Source organism: Candidatus Tachikawaea gelatinosa (assembly GCF_000828815.1).
Classification (GTDB): domain Bacteria; phylum Pseudomonadota; class Gammaproteobacteria; order Enterobacterales; family Enterobacteriaceae; genus Tachikawaea; species Tachikawaea gelatinosa.
In genome coordinates this window covers 131,746-150,287 of sequence record NZ_AP014521.1, presented here as the reverse complement: position 1 = coordinate 150,287, position 18,542 = coordinate 131,746, and the positions used below count along the sequence as shown (strand labels likewise).

Sequence of the window (18,542 nt, the reverse complement as noted above, 5' to 3'; positions counted from 1 at the left end):
AAAAATACGATTTTATTAAAATTTAGTTGTATCCATAACTCATTAAACGTTCATAACGATCTTTACATATTTCTTTTATATCCATTTGATTAAAATTGTTTAAATCTAATAGTAATATTTCTTTTAAATTGTTTGCCATTTGATTCAAATTTTTATGAGCTCCACCTAATGGTTCTATAATAATTCGATCAATTAATTTTAATTCTTTTAAACGTTCTGCTGTGATACCCATTGATTCTGCAGCAATAGGAGCTTTTTCAACTGTTTTCCATAATATTGAAGCACAACCCTCTGGAGAAATTACAGAATATATGCTATATTGTAGCATGTTAATTTTATCTCCAACTCCTATAGCTAAAGCTCCACCCGATCCACCTTCTCCAATTATTGTACAAATAATTGGCACTTTTAATTTAGACATGTAACTTAAATTTTTTGCAATTGCTAAAGACTGCCCTCTTTTTTCAGCACCTATTCCTGGATAAGCACCTGGCGTATCAATAAAAGTAATAATCGGTATTTTAAAACGTTCTGCAGTTTTCATTAACCGTAAAGCTTTTCTATATCCTTCTGGTACTGGCATTCCAAAGTTTCGATAAATTTTTTCTTTTGTTGTGCGTCCTTTTTGATGTCCAATAATCATAACTGAAAAATTTTCTAAACGGGCAAGTCCACCTATTATTGCTTTATCATCACCAAAAACACGATCACCTGATAGTTCATCAAAATCATGAAATATTTTGTTAATATAATCAAGTGTATAAGGACGTAATTGATGACGAGCTAATTGGGTTATTTGCCATGCATTTAAATTAGAAAATATTTTTTTTATTAATTTTATTCTTTTTTTTTCTAAAAAAGAAACTTTTTCGTTTACATTGATTTCATTTTTATTATTAACTGAAATTAATAAACGAATTTTTTCTTCTAATTCCAAAATAGGGTATTCAAAATCCAAGTAGTTGAAACTCATAATTGTCCTTTTGGATTAAATGTAAACTCTATTTTTGTATGTCCAAATAACAAACGTAAATCATCAATTAATAGATTACTTGGAACTACATTAAAAATATTTTTTAAAAAAAACTCTTGTTTCATGTTATTTTTTTTATAAAAAAATTTTATTGGAACACTTCCAATATTATAAGGTTTTATAATATGATAAAATTGGTTTAAAATGTAAGCATTAATTTTTTTTGTAGAACAATTAATAGAAATGCTTTTTATATAACGTTCACGAGCTTTTTCAATATCAACTATCTCGTATGCTTTCATTTTAATATTATTATATGTGTCAAAATCAATTTTACCTTGTATTACTAGTATTTTATTTTTTTCTAAAAATTTTTGATATTTTTCTAAATTTTTTGAAAAAACTACTACTTCTAAATGAGCTGAATAGTCGTCAAGTATTAATATACTAATTCTTTTACCAAACTTTGTCTCTAAAAAACGTATAGATTTTACTAACCCTACTACAACGATATTTTTTGTACTTCTTATAAAAGAAGCATTAATATCTTTTAAAGGAATATGATTAATATAAGTGTTAATTTCTTGTATATATTGCGTAAAGGGATGTCCAGTAATATATAAACCAAGTGTTTCGTGTTCTCCTTTTAATCGAGTTTCATCAGACCATAATGCAACGTTACTATAGAAACCTTTTATTTGTTGAAATTTATCTGGAGAAATAAAATCAAATAAATCAACTTGTTTTACTTCTTGTCTTTTAGCGTTTTGATAAGCTGCTTTTAAAGCATGGGGATAAACGCTTATTAAGGCAGCACGGTGTAAACCTAAAGTATCCATGCATCCTGATTTAATTAATTTTTCTATTATTTTATTTGTTATTTTTTTTTGATCGATACGTTGACAAAAATCAAAAATATCTTGAAAAGATTGTTTTTTTCTAATATTTAAAATAGTTTCAATAACACTTTTTCCTATTCCTTTTATTGCTCCCATTCCATAAAAAATTTCATTATTTTTTTTTGCATGAAAAAAATACATACTGATATTAATATTTGGAGGTAATATTTTTATTCCAATATTTTTACATTCATCAATTAAACGTACTATTTTTTCAGTATTATCAATATCTGCATTAATAACTGCTGCCATAAATTCAGCAGGATAATTTGCTTTTAACCATAATGTTTGATAAGAGAGAAATGCATAAGCAACAGAATGTGACTTATTAAATCCGTAGCCTGCAAATTTTTCAACTAAATCAAAAATTTTCATTGCTAAAATAGTATCAATCCCCTTTTTTTTTGCACCATTTTTAAAAATAGATCTATGTTGTTCCATTTCTTCTGGTTTTTTTTTACCCATTGCACGACGAAGTAAATCAGCGCTTCCTAGCGTATAACCAGCAAAAGATTGAGCTATTTGCATGACTTGTTCTTGATAAAGAATGATACCATAAGTCGGCGCTAAAATTGGTTTTAATATTTTATGTTCCCATCTTATATCGGGATAAGCAATTTTTTCATAACCACGTTTTCTATTAATAAAGTTATCTACCATTCCAGATTGTAATGGTCCAGGTCTGAAAAGTGCTAATAATGCTATAATATCTTCAAAACAGTCTGGTTGTAATCGCTTTATAAGTTTTCTTATCCCTGTAGATTCTAATTGAAAAACAGCGATAGTTTTAGTGCTTTTTAATAAATCAAAACTTTTTTTATCATTTAATGAAATATCTAAAATATTAATTTTATCGCTATTTGATTTTTTTAGACGTAAATTAATCATATCTAATGCGTTTTGAATAATTGTTAACGTACGTAATCCAAGAAAATCAAATTTAACTAAGCCTATATGTTCAATATCATTTTTATCAAACTGAGTTACAGTATTCTTGTGATTCTCATCACGATAAAGAGGTGTAAAATCAGTAATTTTGCTAGGCGAAATTACAAGTCCTCCTGCATGTTTGCTTGCATTTCTAGTCACGCCTTCTAGTTTGCGTGCTATATCAATTAATACTTTTATTTCTTCATCTCTTTCATAGATTTGTGATATTTTGGAATCTGTAGAAAAAATTTTTTTTAAAGTAATACCTAAATCAGAAGGAATCAGTTTTGAAATATTATTAACAAAACCATAAGGGTAGCCTAATGCTCGTCCTACGTCACGTATTACAGCTTTAGCTGTCATAGTTCCAAAAGTTATTATTTGTGATACAGAATCACGACCATATACATGTGCAACATGATCAATAACTTTATCACGTTTATCCATACAAAAATCAATATCAAAATCGGGCATTGATATTCTATCGGGATTTAAAAAACGTTCAAAAATTAAATCAAATTTTAAAGGATCAATATCAGTAATTTTTAATACATAAGCTACTAAAGAACCAGCACCAGAACCTCTTCCTGGACCTACAGGGATTCCATTTTCTTTTGCCCATTGAATAAATTCCATAACAATAAGGAAATATCCTGGGAAACCCATTTGATTAATAACGTTTAATTCTTTTTTTAATCTTTGATCATATTTTAAACGTTGACGCGATCTGATATTAGCATTTGGAAATAAAACCTTAAGAATATTTTCTAACCCTGCACGAGATTTATTTATCAATAGTTCTTTTTCAGTAACTGTTTGATCAATAAATTTAGGTAAAAAATATTCATTAAATTGCATAATAACGTTACACCTTTTAGCAATTTCTACACTATTTTCTAAAGCTGTAGGAATATCTGAAAACAATTTACACATTTCTTTTTCATTACGTAGATATTGTTGACAACTAAAATTAGATTTTCTTTTATCATTGATAGTATAACCATAATTTATTGCTATACGTATTTCATGAATTGAAAAATCTTCCATATTTAAAAAACAAACATCATTAGTTGCCACTACAGGAATATTTTCCGAAGCAGAAATTTCTAAAGCCATCTGTAAATATTTTTCTTCATTTTTACGATTCGTACGTATTAACTCAAGATAATAATGTTCAAAAAAATATTTTTTATAAAAAAGTAAATATTTATCTAATAATTGTAAATTATTAGATAACAGTGCTTTTCCTAAATCTCCTTTTCTACCACCAGATAAAATAATTAAACCGCTTTTAAATTTTATTAACCAATCGCGATTAATTGTTGGACCTTTTATAGTATATCCATATTGATATGCATATGAAATTAACATGATTAAGTTATGATAACCAACTTTATTAATTGCTAATATAGTCAATTTTGTTGGTTGTATATTAAATATATCATTGTTTAAACTAAATTCTGCACCAATAATAGATTTAATTCCAAAATGATAAGCTAATTTATAAAATTTTATTACCCCAAAAAGATTTGTGAAATCTGTAAGAGCTACTGCAGGCATATTTAATTCTACTAATTTTTTGATTATAGAATTTATTTTAGGTAAACCCTTAGTGATTGAATAATCACTATGTAAATTTAAATGTATAAAACGAGGATTAATCATATTTAAAAATGTTAATAATAAGTTTTAAAAAAAAAGTATTAGTTTTTATATTAAAAATATTGATGATTCTTAATTAATTTTAATATTACTTGAGTTGCTTTTTCATTAGAATTACAACGAAGTTTTTTATGTAATTTATAAAAAATATTATATAGTATGTTTTTTTCTTTTACATTGTATAAAAGATATTGCAAAGCCTTTGTTAAATTTAAAGGAGTACATTTATTTTGTATAAACTCTTTTACAATATTTTTATTGGTTAAAATATTTGGCAAAGAAATATAGGGTATTTTTATTAAACTTTTTACTATAAAAAAAGTTAATATATTTACTTTATATCCGATAACCATAGGACATTTTGCTAATAAACATTCTAAAGTTGCTGTTCCAGAAGCAACTAATGCTATATCACTAGCAATTAATACTTGAGAACTTTTATTCAGAAAAACTTTAAAAAATAGTTCCGGAGCTGTTTTTAGTTGAATTTTTTTAAATTTTTTTAATAATTCAACATTATTTAATACTAACAAAATTCTTAAGGAAGAATCGTTTTCACAAAGCGTTTTTGCTGTAATAATAAAACTTACACTTAACATTTTTATTTCAGATAATCGACTTCCAGGTAAAATTGCTAAATATAAATTATTAGAACTTAATCCTAGTTTTTTTCTTGCTTGTTTTTTATTAGGTTTTAATGCAAACTTATTTGCTATAGCGTGTCCTACAAAACAATGCGGAATATTATAATTAATATATAGTTGTTTTTCAAACGGAAAAAGTAATAAAACTAAATTAGTATTTTTTACTATTTGTTTTATTCTTTTCTTTCTCCATGCCCAAATTGAAGGACTTACATAATGTACAATTGGAATACCTATTTTTTTTAGTCTTCCTTCTAAAGGAAGATTAAAATCTGGCGAATCTATCCCTATAAAAACATCTGGTTTAAATATTTTTAAACGTTCAAAAAGAATTTTACGTATTTTTAAAATATGTAGAATATGTTTAAATATCTCAAAAATACCTATAACTGAGAGATCACTTATATTGTACCAACTTTCAAATCCTAATTTTTTCATTTTTGGTCCAGAAATACCCACAAAATGAACGTTTTTTATTTTTTTTTTTATGGTACTCATTAGTCCTGCTCCTAAAGCATCTCCAGAACTCTCTCCAGCTACTATAGCTATTTTTAAATTTTTTATCTAATTACTCCTCTAGTAGAACGATCAAAAAAATTATAAAAAGGTTGAATTTCATTAAATTTTTCTGCTAAATCTTTTATTTTTGGTTTTACTTCATTTAATTTTTTTCCGCTGCGATAAAGTAATTTATATGCTGTATAAATAGCATATAAAGATTCATTACTAAACCCCCTTTTCCTTAACCCTTTGCTATTAATTCCAAAAGGTGTAGCATGGTTTCCTTGAGCAAGGATATATGGTGGAATATCCTTTACAATTCCAGAACAACCTCCTATCATTACATGCGTCCCTATAGTACACCATTGATGTATTGCTGTTAGTCCCCCAATCACAACAAAATTATCAACAGTAACATGTCCTCCTAAAATTACATTGTTTGCAAAAATGCAATTATTACCAATAATGCAATCATGCGCAATATGCACATTTATCATAAACAAGCTATTACTTCCAATTTTAGTTATGCCACCGCCTTTTAAGGTTCCACGATGAATGGTAACACTTTCTCTAATTTGATTGTTATCACCAATTTCAACACGCATAGGTTCATTAGAATATTTTAAATCTTGATTAGCTTCGCCAATGGATGAAAATTGATAAATATAATTATTTTTACCAATATTAGTATGACCATTTATAACAACATGAGATCTTAATATCGTGCCTTCACCTACTTTAACGTTAGCACCAATATAACAGAAAGGTCCAATAAAAGCATTTTCTTTGATAATAGCACCTTTTTCAATAATTGCGCTAGCATGAATTTTAGCTGTTTTTGCAATCACTGATTAAGTCTCGCGGCTACGTGCACACATCATAGTTGCTTGACATACCACTTTATTGTCAACAGTAGCCAATCCTTTAAAACGAGTTAAACCACGACAAGTTTTTTCAAAATATACTTCCATTACCATCTGATCACCTGGTGTTACAGGACGTTTGAATCTTGCTTTATCTATTCCTGCAAAATAATAAAGTTCACCGTCTTTTAATTTTCCTACACTTTTAAACGCTAAAATTCCTGTAGCTTGAGCCATTGCTTCTAAAATTAATACCCCTGGAAAAATAGGTTTATTTGGAAAATGTCCTTGAAAAAAAGGCTCATTAAAAGAAATATTTTTTATTGCACGAAGATATTTGTTTTTTTTGAATTCTGTTACACGATCTACCAATAGAAAAGGATACCTGTGTGCAAGTAGTTCTAAAATTTCTTCAATATTTAAAATGTGCATATCTGTATTCAAAACACTTGTTCCTATTCTAGGAATATAACGGAATTATTAAATAAATTTTTTACTTTTGAACGTTCATATATAGACAATTGAAGTATAATAAATTTTAATTTTTCTTTAGAAAGAACGCTAATAGAATTTTTAATAAGAATTAATTATTTGTACTTTTTTAAAAAAAAACTTGTTTCATATAACAAATTAGTTCTTTTGTATATATATTAAAGATTTTATTTTTTTATATAAATCATTAATATTCATTAATATAACTGTATTTTTTCTCCAATTCTTATTTTTTTGTGCTGGTATTCCAGAAGAGTATATACCAGCTTTTTTTATTGAACGCATAACCATAGTCATACCTGTAATAATTGCCTGATCACATATATTAATGTGTCCATTAATAACAACACCACCAGCAATTTTGCAATTTATACCTATTTTTGTGCTACCTGCTATTATTACACCGCCTGCAATAGCAGTATGTTTGCCAATAATAACATTATGAGCGATATGACATTGGTTATCAATGATTACATTATTACCAATGATCGTGTTATCAAATGTTCCTCGATCAATTGTTGTACAAGAACCAATTTCAACATCATTACCAATATTTACATGTCCTAAATGAGGGATTTTGACCCAACGATTATTATCTTGCACGTAACCAAAACCGTCAGAACCAATAACAGTATTAGCTTGTATATAACAATTGTTACCAACAATAGTGTCTGACTCAATAACAACGTTAGCACATAAAAACGTGTTTTTTCCTAAAACACTATTTTTTCCAATAAAACAATTTGGACTTATATTAACATTGTCAAAGATTCTTGAATTAGATTCAATAACTGTATTACTTCCAATTGTAACATTTTTTCCAATTTTTACTGTTGCATGAATATTTGCAGTAGAAGATAAACATGCAACAGATTTACATTTTTCTTTAAAAAAATTTGCTATATATACATAAGCTAAATCAGTGTTTTTTACTACTAATGCTGTTTTTTTACAAAATTTTAAATATTTTTGATCTAGAATAATTGCTGATGCTTGACAATGATCTAACTGATTTTTATCAGTATTCTTTGTAAAAAAAGTTATATGACCTGATTTAGCTGAACGTATAGAAGATATTCCACAAATTAAAGTATTCCTATCACCATATATTTTTGCCTTTATTTTTTTTGCTAAGTCATAAATCCTAATTGATGACATATTTATTTAGTCGCTTTTTTAATCACGTCTTGTGTTATGTCTTTCATGTTAGATGAATAAACTATAGAGTTTATATCAAATATTGTTTGATAATGATTAACTTGTGCTATTTTTTTTACGATTTTTTGAATATCTATTAATATTTTGCTTTGTTCTTCCATTTGACGTATATGATTATCATTAATAAAGTTTTGTACATTAGAAGCAAATACTTTACGTTCTTCATTAATATTTTCTTCTATTTTTTGACGTTCTTTTCTATTTAAAATAAGTTTTTCGCGTTCCAAATCATGCATTTTTTTTTGTAAAATTTTTTCTTGTTTATTAAGTTCATTAAACCGATTTTTAAATTCATTTTTTATCTTTTTATCTGCAATAACACGTTGTGGAATATTTTGAAAAACTTTTAACATATTTATAACCACTATTTTATTGCTTGCGATAGAGATCTTTGAAAAAAATAAAAAACAAATAATGCTAATCATACAAAACTTTTTTTTCATTGCTAGTGTCCTATAAAATTTATAATTTATTTATAATAAATTTTTACCATGTTTTGCCAAGGGTTAGTTGAAAATTCTCTATTGCATCATCTTCATAATATTTTATAGGTTTAGCATAAGACATAGATAAAGGTCCGATAGGAGAAATCCATGTTATTGCAATTCCAGCTGAACAACGAACTTTTTTATACTCATTATTATAGTTTGGTATTTGAGCGTCTTTAGCTGTTTTTGTATTAACCCATTGAGTATCCCATATAGTTCCAAAATCTACAAATAATGAAGTACGTAAAGGATAAAGATCTTGATTAGAAAGAAAAGGAGTAGGAAATATTAATTCAAAGCTATTTGAAAATACAGCGTTACCGCCTACAGCATTTTTAGTCAAACAAAAAGCACTATCTTTGTTTTTTTCGTTTGTACAACCAGGTGTTTTACGAAAGTAGACACCTTTAGGTCCTAATGAATTAGTACGGAAACCTCGAATTGTTTTAAATCCTCCAATATAAAAATTTTCATAAAATGGCATGAATTTTTTTTGAAATCCGTAACCATATCCGACATGTCCATGATTAAATAATATCCATTCATTTTTTTTGTTCAATGGAAGATAATTTTTAAAATTTAATTCTACTTTGTGAAATTTATTATCTGAATATGGTAAAGTAATTTTACCATCTAATCCAATTTCAGAACCAGAATTAGGTAAAAATTTATTATCAAGCATGTTAACATGCCAACCATAATTTATTAAAAAATCTTTTGTGATTAGTTCAGGAGCTTTCTCATCAGGATTAAGATGTCTAAACGTCTGTAAATAATACCACATAGGAACTTGAAAACTAATACTTTTTAAATGATTATGTAAATAATCTAAACCAATATTTATTTGTTGAGTGTTATTAAAAACTGGCATGTTTAAATTTATATTTGCACCATAACTATCTTTTTCGTAATCAATAAAAGTTTTATGATTTCCTTGAAAAGTATTATAAAAAATTCGGTTTTCAATATTAAAATTTTTAGAAAAAATAGAGCCGTTTTTTTTAAACAAAAATTCTCCATATTTTTGATTGCTATCTTTTGTTCCAACAAAACTTATTAAGTTTCCTGATCCAAAAATGTTATCTTTTAAAATATTTAATTCAAAATTAACACCTTGTCCTTTACTATAACCTAATCCAAGATTAAATAAACCAGTTTTTTTTTCTTTTACTTGATATATGATATCTACTGAATCATTACTTTTATTTGCTTTTTTTACTATTGTATTGACTGTTTCAAAATAACCGGTGTTTTTTAAAGACGTTTCACCTTGTTGAATTAATTTATTTTTTAGATAGTCTCCTTCTTTTTGTTGTATTTCTCTTCTTAATACAGAATCTTGTGATAAGTAATTACCCTTAAAAGATATTCTATGTACTTTATATTTATTTCTTAAATCCACATCTAAGTATAAATCAATATTTTTTTTGGAATCATTGATTGTAGAATTAATATTGATTTTTGGATTAGGGTAATTTAATTGATCTAAAGTATCTTTTATTTTTTTTTGAAAATTAATAATATTTTCTTGATTGTAATATTGGTTAATAAAGTCTTTTTGAAATTGTTTACTGTTCATTAATTCATTTTTTATGAGATCATTATTTGTTTTAAAACTAACAACTTTATAACGATCACCTTCATGAATATTAATGGTAATATATGCTTCTTTTTTATTTGAACTTAAACGTACTCTAACAGATTTAACTTTAAATTTAATATATCCATTGTTCAAATAAAAATTACGTAAATTTTCTAAAGCGTCTGCTAATTTTTGCTTATTATAATCATTGTTAGCTAAAATATTTCTGAATGAAAACTTAGGATGATAAATATTAAGCAAAGGAATTAAATCGTTAACATTATACCGAGAATTTCCTAATATTTTTATATTTTTTATTTTTGCAGATATTCCTTCATTAAAATTAAATGTTATTTTAGCGTAATTAAAAGGTAATAAATCAATTTTCGTTGTTATATTTGTACCATATTTCCCTTGGTTATGGTAAAAATTTTTTAAATATGTTTTAAAAGAAAATAACAAGCTACGATCTAATATTTCACCATTATTTAAACCTATTTTTACAAGATTTGTTTTCAAAACATCACTCTTAATAAGTTTATTTCCTGAAAAAACAATATCATAAATTATTGGTTTTTCTTTTACATTAATAACTAAATTTTTTTTATCACGGGATACGCTAATATTTTCAAAAATTTTTGTAGAATATAAATGATGAATAATACTTTTTATTTTTTTTTGATCTATTTTATCACCTATATTTATTGCTGAATATGTAAGAGCAGAATTTTTTGATACTCTTTGTAAACCATTAAAATTAATGTTTTTTACTACAAATGTATCAAACGAGTAACTATAACTACTTGTAAAAAATAGTAGTAAAGTCATTAAAAATTTTTTTATTAACATAATTTTTTTATACTTTTATAGTTTATTTTTTTTGTTAAAAAATGCATTATAAAAGTAGTTCCTGTTAAGATAAGTAAATAAATTAAATATATTATCTATAAATAATCCATGTTCTATAAATGTATTATCTTGATAAGATAAATAATGTTTAAAAAAATAATTTAGAAAATTATTTTTTAAAAAATACATAATGTTTTATTTTTAAAAAACAAAAAATACACTATATATTTTAAAAGCTTTCATTAAAAAAAGTCAAACAAGTAAAAAAAGGAACGGAAAGAGTTAAGCTATCAATACGATCTAAAACTCCACCATGCCCTGGAAAAATTTTTCCACTATCTTTTATTTGAGCTTCTCTTTTAAACATACTTTCGATAAGATCACCTAAAGTTGAAAAAAATGCAATAACAATTGCATAAAAAATAGGAAATTTTAAAAAATTTATTGAAAATGGAAAAACGTAAACAAAAGAGTACATTATAAATATTGAAGATATTATTCCCCCTATAAATCCCTCTAAAGTTTTTTTTGGTGATATTCTTTTAAAGAAGCTATGTTTCCCAAAAAATTTTCCAAAAAAATATGCACCCGAATCTGTAGCCCATACTAATGAAAAAATAAAAAACAACTTCCAAAATCCAAAAAAATTATCATATTCATAATGTAAAAAACGAAGTTTTATGATGCTTATAAATAAAGGAATGATAATAAGACAACCAAAAAAATTTTTAGCTAAATATGATTTCTTTAAAAAGTGTATAGAATATGGATAAAAAACAACTAAATATACTAAAAAAAATAACCAAAAAAACATTACAATAAATAAAAATTGTATATAAAAAATCTTTAAATTGCTATTTAGTAGTAAAAAAGCTATTAATACAAAAAGAAAAATATCTAACATTAATAATGTTATTTTTTTAGTTAAATGATTTACTTGTATTAATTTTATCCATTCAAAAACTGCTATTATATAAAATAAAAAAACCATTGAAACGAAAAAATAAGGTGTAAAGTACATTATATACAATATTATTGGAGTTAAAGCTAACGCAGTAAAAATACGTGATTTTGTCAAAATAATCTCCAATAACTTTGTGACTTTAATTGTTTAGATATTACCGCCATATTTTCTCTCTCTTAAAGAGAACGCATATAGTGCTTTTTTAAAAATATATTCGTTAAAATCTGGCCAGAGTACATCAGTAAACCAAAATTCTGCATAAGCAATTTGCCATAATAAAAAATTACTTATACGAAACTCTCCTCCTGTTCTGATGACTAAATCAACCGGAACAATTTTTCTTAAAGAGAAAAAAGAATTTAAACTTTCTTCAGTAATCTTTTCTGGATTGATATTTCCTTTTTGTACTTGATAGATTATTTTCTTTATTCCTTGTAAAATATCCCATCGTCCTCCGTAATTTACAGCAATATTTAATAATAAACCTTTATTGTATTGAGTTAATCGTTCAGCCTTTTTTATGCATTCTTGTATTTGTATATCAAATTTACTGATATCACCTATAACTTTTAAACAAATATTATATTTATTTAAGTGATCTAATTCACGTTCTAATGTAGAAAACAACAACTTTATTAAAGAATTAACTTCTTTTATTGAACGAGACCAATTTTCGCTGCTAAAAGCATATAATGTCAAGACATAAATATTATTTTTAATCGCAAAATTTATTGCCCTGCGTACTGATTTTATTCCAGCTTTATGTCCATAAAAGCGTGTTTTTTTTTGATTCATTGCCCATCGGCCATTTCCATCCATGATGATGGCAATATGACGTGGAATTTTTTTTGTATTATTTAAATTATCAGATAACATGTTACATATTTTTTAATGAAAGTGCTATATATGTTTTTTACATTTTTGTAAAATTTTTTAAAAACCGTTAATTATTATATAATAATTTATAAAAAATATAAATTTAATAACTTTTATTCAACTGATTTACTATTTCTATAGTTTTTTTTCTAATAATAAGATCAATTTCTATAATTTCTTCTATAGTAGAAGGTTCTTTAAAATTAATGGTATTAAGAATATTTGAAATAATAATAGCAATATCCGTAAATTTAATTTTATTTTTAATAAAAGATTCAACTGCAATTTCATTGGCAGCATTTAAAGAAATAATAGCAGATTGACCATATAAATAAGCATTTAAAGCGATTTTCAAACATGGATATCTTTTAAAATCAGGTTTTTCAAAGTTTAATGAGCTAATTTTTGTGAAATCTAAAGGTAATAATTTTGTAGAAATACGATTTGGCCAAGCCATTGCATGAGCAATTGGTATTTCCATATTAGTTTCACTAAGTTGAGCTAAAATACTACCATCACAATATCTAACCATAGAATGAATAATGGATTCTGGATGTATCAAAATCTCTACTTGATTTATATTAGCATTAAATAAAAAGCATGCTCCAATATATTCGAAACCTTTGTTCATCATTGTTGCTGAATCTATAGAATTTTTTTTTCCCATTAACCAGTTAGGGTGTTTAAATGCCTGATTTGCTGTTACAGAAGATAGTTTTTTTAATGGTAAAGTACGAAAGGGGCCTCCTGATCCTGTTAGAATAATTGAATTTATTCCATGCAGTTTTAAATTCATATTATATAAAGAGGACTGCAGAACAAAAGGTAAGCTTTGAAAAATTGCATTATGTTCACTATCTACTGGTAATAATCTTGCATTGTGTATTTTTGCTTCATTAATAAATAACTTTCCACAGGTAATTAATGATTCTTTATTTGCTAATAATATTGTTTTTCCAGCTCGAATAGCTGATAAAGTTGGCAGTAAACCTGCAAAACCAACAATTGCTGACATTACTTGATCAATTTCATTTAAAGCTGCTAATTTACAAAAATTTTTAATACCAAAAAAAACCTCAGTTTTTAGTTTTAATTCTTTAAAATTTTTACGTAAAATTTCAGCAAGATTTTTATCCAAAACAGCAGCATATGTAGGTTTAAATTCTTGACATTGTTTTGTAAGTAAAGATATATTTTTTCCTGCAACTAATGCTATTACTTGATACGTTTGGAGGTTTTTTCTTATAACAGCAAGAGTTTGTCTTCCAATAGATCCAGTAGATCCTAGTATAGTTATTTTCTTCATGTTTTTATGAAGGCACTTATTATATTTTTATTAAAAATTCATTAGTTCTTTTTCTTTTTCTGATAAAATAAAACTAATTTTTTTGATATTATCGTTTGTTTGTTTTTGAATATTTTCCTGTAATTTTTTTTCTTTATCTTCAGTAATTAATTTGTTTTTTAATAATTTTTTTACTTGTTCATTAGCATCTCTTCTAACGTTTCGTATAGCAATACGACTATTTTCTCCTTCATTACGAATAATTTTAATTAAATTTTTTCTACGTTCTTCAGTTAAAGAAGGTAGAATTAGACGAATTTCGTTACCTTTAATATTAGGGGTAATGCCTAAATTAGATAAAGAAATCGCTTTTTCAATTTTAGAAATAATTGAATGATCAAAAATATTAATTTTAAGTATATGTGAACTTTCTACGCTAATATTTGCAATTTTATATAAAAATGTTGGAACACCATAATAATCTACAACTAAATCTTCAATTAACGATGTTGACGCTCTTCCTGTTCTAATTTTATTTAATTTTTTTTTTAAATTATTCAGACAGCTTTTCATTTTTTCTTCATTTTTCTTGTTTATATTTTCGATCATAACGATATATGCTCTTTTTAAATTTTATATTAAAAATTTTTAAAATAATTTATATAATATCTTAATTTTTTTTAATTGGTGATCAAAGTTCCTTCTTTTTCTCCTATTAATATTTTGTATAATACTTCTGGTTTATACATATTAAAAATAATTATAGGCATACAATAATCACGTGCTAATATGAAAGCTGTTAAATCCATAACTTTTAAATTTAAATCTAATGCTTTTTGATAACTTAGTTTTTTATAAAAAAACGTATTAGATTTTTTTTTTACTGGATCGTTAGAAAAAACTCCATCGACTTTTGTAGCTTTTATTACAACGTCAGCTTCCAGTTCAATTGCACGTAAACATGCTGTTGAATCAGTAGTAAAAAACGGATTTCCAATGCCACCAGAAAGAACTAATACATTTTTATCATTTAATAGTTTTATTGCTTTTATACAGTTATAAGTTTCACAAACGTTATTATATGGTATAGCAGACATTAAAAAAACATTAATATCATACGCGTTAAATATATCATAAATAGCTAATCCATTTATAAGAGTTGATAACATGCCGATATGGTCACCAAAAACACGTTTTATGCCATTTTTTTCTAAAGATTCTCCACGAAATAAGTTTCCCCCACCAATTACTATACTTATTTCAACTCCTAATTTTACTATTTTTTTTATATCTTGTGCTAAATTTTTTAAAATTGTAACATCAATTCCAAAATTTTGATTTCCTGTTAACAATTCTCCACTAATTTTTAAAATAATTCTTTTATAAATTAGTTGGGAAGAAAGAGTTTTCATTATTTATGATTTTCCAAATATATTGTATAAAATTTTTTGTAAAAATTTTATATTTTTACTGATTATCTAGAACCGCCTTTCTAAACGACGGTTCGTGTGTTTTATAGTAAAGATGATTTTTAAAAAGTTTTAATTTTTTCACCTAACTCAAAACGTATAAATTTTGTTACTTCTGATTGTTTTGATTGTAAAATTTGAGAAATTGTTTTGCTTGAATCCATTATGAATGGTTGATTTAATAAAGAAATACTATCAATAAACTTTTTTATTCTACCAGCAACAATTTTTTTTGCAATATCAGTAGTTTTTGCTGTGCGCATCGCAAGATCTAATTGAATATCATGTTCATTTTTTATTAATGTTTCTGGAATATCTTCTGATTTAATATATTCTGGTTTATTTGCTGCAATATGCATTGCAATTTTTTTTAACAATTTTTTTTCAATATTATTTCCTGCAATTAGTACTCCAATACGATTTCTATGTAAATAACAATTAATTAAATTATTTTGTAAAAAACTAATACGACGAATTTGAATATTTTCATCGATTTTGTTAGTCAAAAAAGAACATTCATCTTTAAAAGTTTTTTTTAGAATCTCGATATCATAAATTTTTTTAATAAATGCAGTGTTTAATACTTTGTTTCCGAAAGTAAGAAAATCAGAGTTTTTTGCAACAAAATCCGTTTCACAATTAATTTCTAAAACTATACCATTACGATAAGTATCATCAATTTTTAAAAAAATACAACCTTCTTTAGTGGATTTAATTGATTTTTTTTCTGATTTAATATATCCAGATTTACGCATAAAAATTATTGCTTCTTCAATATTTCTATTAGATTTAATTAACGCTTGTTTGCAATCTACAATTTTTGCGCCTGTTCTTTTTCTTAATTCTTTAATTAAAGAAGTAATGTTTTTCATTCTTTTTTCCTAAACCTAACATAACAAAAAATATTTTTCTTTATAATATATAATATAAGACTAAGATAATCGATAATCATCTTTTAATTGTCTAATAAATCTTTTTCAAAAACATTGGTTAAATTTTTTTCTTGTCCTTTACATATGGCAAATGAAATAGCTGAAAGATACAATCGTATTGCTCGAATTGCGTCATCATTACCAGGAATAACATAATCAATATTATCTGGATTCGCATTTGTATCAACTACTGCAAAAATAGTGATTCCTAAGTGATTAGCTTCTTTTACTGCAATGCTTTCATGAGCAGTATCGATAACAAATAATGCGTCTGGTAACCCACCCATGTTTTTTATTCCACCTAAACTATTTTCTAATTTAGATAGTTCTCTTTGACGAATTAGAGCTTCTTTTTTTGTTAACTTTTCAAAAGTACCATCTTGCGATTGTATTTCTAAATCTTTTAAACGTTTAATAGACTGACGAACAGTTTTCCAGTTAGTTAACATACCACCTAACCAACGATGGTTAACAAAAAATTGATTACAAGCAATTGCTGTTTTTTTAATTGTTTCACTTGCTGAATTTTTTGTTCCAACGAATAAAATTTTTCCTTGACGAGCAGCAATTTTTTTTAATTCTATTAGAGCTTCGTAAAACATAGGCATAGTTTTTTCAAGGTTAATAATATGTACTTTGTTACGAACACCAAAAATAAAAGGTTTCATTTTCGGGTTCCAATATCGAGCTTTATGCCCAAAATGTACACCCGTTTTTAACATATCTCGCATAGAAATGTTTTGCATAATAATCTCTCTTATTAAATTATAAATAATTTTTTTGCTTATAAAAATGTATTATTAAAGATGAAATATTTTTTAAATAATTTACAATAATATTTATACCATAAAGTTTTTTTATAAGCTAATAGTTCTAAAAATTATAAATATTTTATTTGTACTTATAAATTACTGATTTACTTTAAAAAATTTAAAATATTCAAAATATTTAGAATAAACTTTTAAAATTAACTTTTTAAAATTTAATAGATGAATTATATATGCCAATATTTATTAAAAATGAAGCAGAAATAAAAAAAATACGTATAGCAAGTACTATTGCTGCTGATGTTTTAGAAATGATTGAAAAATATATTAAACCTGGAATTTCAACGGAAAAATTAGATACTATTTGTTCTAATTATATTTTATATAAAAAAAATGCTATTTCTGCATGCTTAGGATATTTAGGATTTCCAAAATCAACGTGTATCTCTGTTAATGATGTAGTTTGTCATGGTATTCCTAATAATAAGAAATTGTTAAAAAACGGTGATATTGTTAATATTGATGTAGCAATTATAAAAAATAAATGGTACAGCGATACTTCAAAAATGTATTTTGTAGGAAAACCTACAATTTTAGGTGAACGTTTATGTAAAATAACACAAGAAGCATTGTATCTTGCACTAAAAAAAATCAAACCTGGTATTTGTACTAGTATCATAGGAAAAACCATACAAAATTATGTTGAAAAAAATAATTTTTCAGTAGTAAGAAATTATTGTGGACATGGCATTGGAAAAAATTTTCATGAAGATCCACAAATTTTACATTACTTTTCACAAAAAAAGGGAATTATTTTAAAGCCTGGCATGGTTTTTACTGTTGAACCTATGATTAATGCTGGTAATCATTTAACTCGTATTATGAAAGATAAATGGACTGTAAAAACAAAAGATCGTAGTTTATCTGCACAGTATGAGCATACTGTTTTAGTAACAAAAACAGGTTGTGAAATTCTTACTTTACGTAAAGAAGAAAAAATTAATTCACAACTAATTAATTAAAATTATTTTTATGAAAATTTATACATATATTCAATAAAAGCATTAATTTATGTTAATAAATTTTTAATAAAAAATATTAAAATTATTAATAACGACTAACATTGAGAATATATAAATAGTCAATTT

Annotated in this window: 16 protein-coding genes; 1 reads left to right on the top strand and 15 read right to left on the bottom strand. The window is 25.1% G+C overall.

Translation table 11 applies throughout. From position 1 onward, the window contains the following. Window positions 1–22: 22 nt before the first annotated feature. The 15 genes from accA to rpsB form a co-directional block, all read right to left on the bottom strand. Window positions 23–973 (bottom strand): acetyl-CoA carboxylase carboxyl transferase subunit alpha, encoded by a 951-nt coding sequence (gene accA / locus TGUWTKB_RS00760; protein ID WP_041062564.1) that lies wholly within the window; start codon window positions 971–973, stop codon window positions 23–25. After that, window positions 970–4,467, bottom strand: coding sequence for a DNA polymerase III subunit alpha (dnaE, locus tag TGUWTKB_RS00755; protein ID WP_041062561.1), 3,498 nt, complete (start codon window positions 4,465–4,467; stop codon window positions 970–972). Before dnaE ends, accA begins: the two co-directional genes overlap by 4 nt. Before the next feature lie 50 nt (window positions 4,468–4,517). After that, window positions 4,518–5,651, bottom strand: coding sequence for a lipid-A-disaccharide synthase (lpxB, locus tag TGUWTKB_RS00750; RefSeq protein ID WP_269763739.1), 1,134 nt, complete (start codon window positions 5,649–5,651; stop codon window positions 4,518–4,520). A gap of 17 nt (window positions 5,652–5,668) precedes the next feature. Beyond that, window positions 5,669–6,457 (bottom strand): acyl-ACP--UDP-N-acetylglucosamine O-acyltransferase, encoded by a 789-nt coding sequence (gene lpxA / locus TGUWTKB_RS00745; RefSeq protein ID WP_041062554.1) that lies wholly within the window; start codon window positions 6,455–6,457, stop codon window positions 5,669–5,671. Window positions 6,458–6,460: 3 nt separating this feature from the next. After that, a complete protein-coding gene (fabZ, locus tag TGUWTKB_RS00740; RefSeq protein WP_082018180.1) occupies window positions 6,461–6,904 on the bottom strand; it encodes a 3-hydroxyacyl-ACP dehydratase FabZ in 444 nt (147 codons plus the stop codon). A gap of 198 nt (window positions 6,905–7,102) precedes the next feature. After that, complete coding sequence (gene lpxD, locus TGUWTKB_RS00735) at window positions 7,103–8,122, bottom strand: UDP-3-O-(3-hydroxymyristoyl)glucosamine N-acyltransferase (protein ID WP_041062547.1); 1,020 nt, start codon at window positions 8,120–8,122, stop codon at window positions 7,103–7,105. A 2-nt stretch (window positions 8,123–8,124) separates the two neighbouring features. Next, window positions 8,125–8,607, bottom strand: coding sequence for an OmpH family outer membrane protein (locus tag TGUWTKB_RS00730; RefSeq protein ID WP_269763738.1), 483 nt, complete (start codon window positions 8,605–8,607; stop codon window positions 8,125–8,127). A 61-nt stretch (window positions 8,608–8,668) separates the two neighbouring features. Then, entirely contained in the window at window positions 8,669–11,101 is a 2,433-nt protein-coding gene (gene bamA, locus TGUWTKB_RS00725) for an outer membrane protein assembly factor BamA (RefSeq protein ID WP_041062543.1), read from the bottom strand. Window positions 11,102–11,330: 229 nt separating this feature from the next. After that, window positions 11,331–12,179, bottom strand: a complete 849-nt coding sequence (locus TGUWTKB_RS00720) for a phosphatidate cytidylyltransferase (protein WP_041062540.1) — start codon at window positions 12,177–12,179, stop codon at window positions 11,331–11,333. Between the two features lie 33 nt (window positions 12,180–12,212). Then, a complete protein-coding gene (uppS, locus tag TGUWTKB_RS00715; protein ID WP_041062537.1) occupies window positions 12,213–12,941 on the bottom strand; it encodes a polyprenyl diphosphate synthase in 729 nt (242 codons plus the stop codon). Between the two features lie 103 nt (window positions 12,942–13,044). Further along, window positions 13,045–14,247, bottom strand: a complete 1,203-nt coding sequence (gene ispC / locus TGUWTKB_RS00710) for a 1-deoxy-D-xylulose-5-phosphate reductoisomerase (protein WP_041062534.1) — start codon at window positions 14,245–14,247, stop codon at window positions 13,045–13,047. A 30-nt stretch (window positions 14,248–14,277) separates the two neighbouring features. Next, window positions 14,278–14,835, bottom strand: a complete 558-nt coding sequence (frr, locus tag TGUWTKB_RS00705) for a ribosome recycling factor (protein ID WP_041062531.1) — start codon at window positions 14,833–14,835, stop codon at window positions 14,278–14,280. A gap of 71 nt (window positions 14,836–14,906) precedes the next feature. Beyond that, window positions 14,907–15,638, bottom strand: coding sequence for a UMP kinase (gene pyrH, locus TGUWTKB_RS00700; protein WP_041062529.1), 732 nt, complete (start codon window positions 15,636–15,638; stop codon window positions 14,907–14,909). A 119-nt stretch (window positions 15,639–15,757) separates the two neighbouring features. Beyond that, window positions 15,758–16,567, bottom strand: a complete 810-nt coding sequence (gene tsf / locus TGUWTKB_RS00695) for a translation elongation factor Ts (RefSeq protein ID WP_041062527.1) — start codon at window positions 16,565–16,567, stop codon at window positions 15,758–15,760. An 83-nt stretch (window positions 16,568–16,650) separates the two neighbouring features. Then, window positions 16,651–17,373 carry a 30S ribosomal protein S2 gene (rpsB, locus tag TGUWTKB_RS00690; protein ID WP_041062524.1) on the bottom strand — a complete coding sequence of 241 codons (723 nt, stop codon included), beginning with the start codon at window positions 17,371–17,373 and terminating at the stop codon, window positions 16,651–16,653. 254 nt (window positions 17,374–17,627) lie between these two features. Between rpsB and map the strand changes: the two genes are divergently transcribed. Next, window positions 17,628–18,416 (top strand): type I methionyl aminopeptidase, encoded by a 789-nt coding sequence (map, locus tag TGUWTKB_RS00685; RefSeq protein ID WP_041062521.1) that lies wholly within the window; start codon window positions 17,628–17,630, stop codon window positions 18,414–18,416. Window positions 18,417–18,542: the final 126 nt, after the last annotated feature.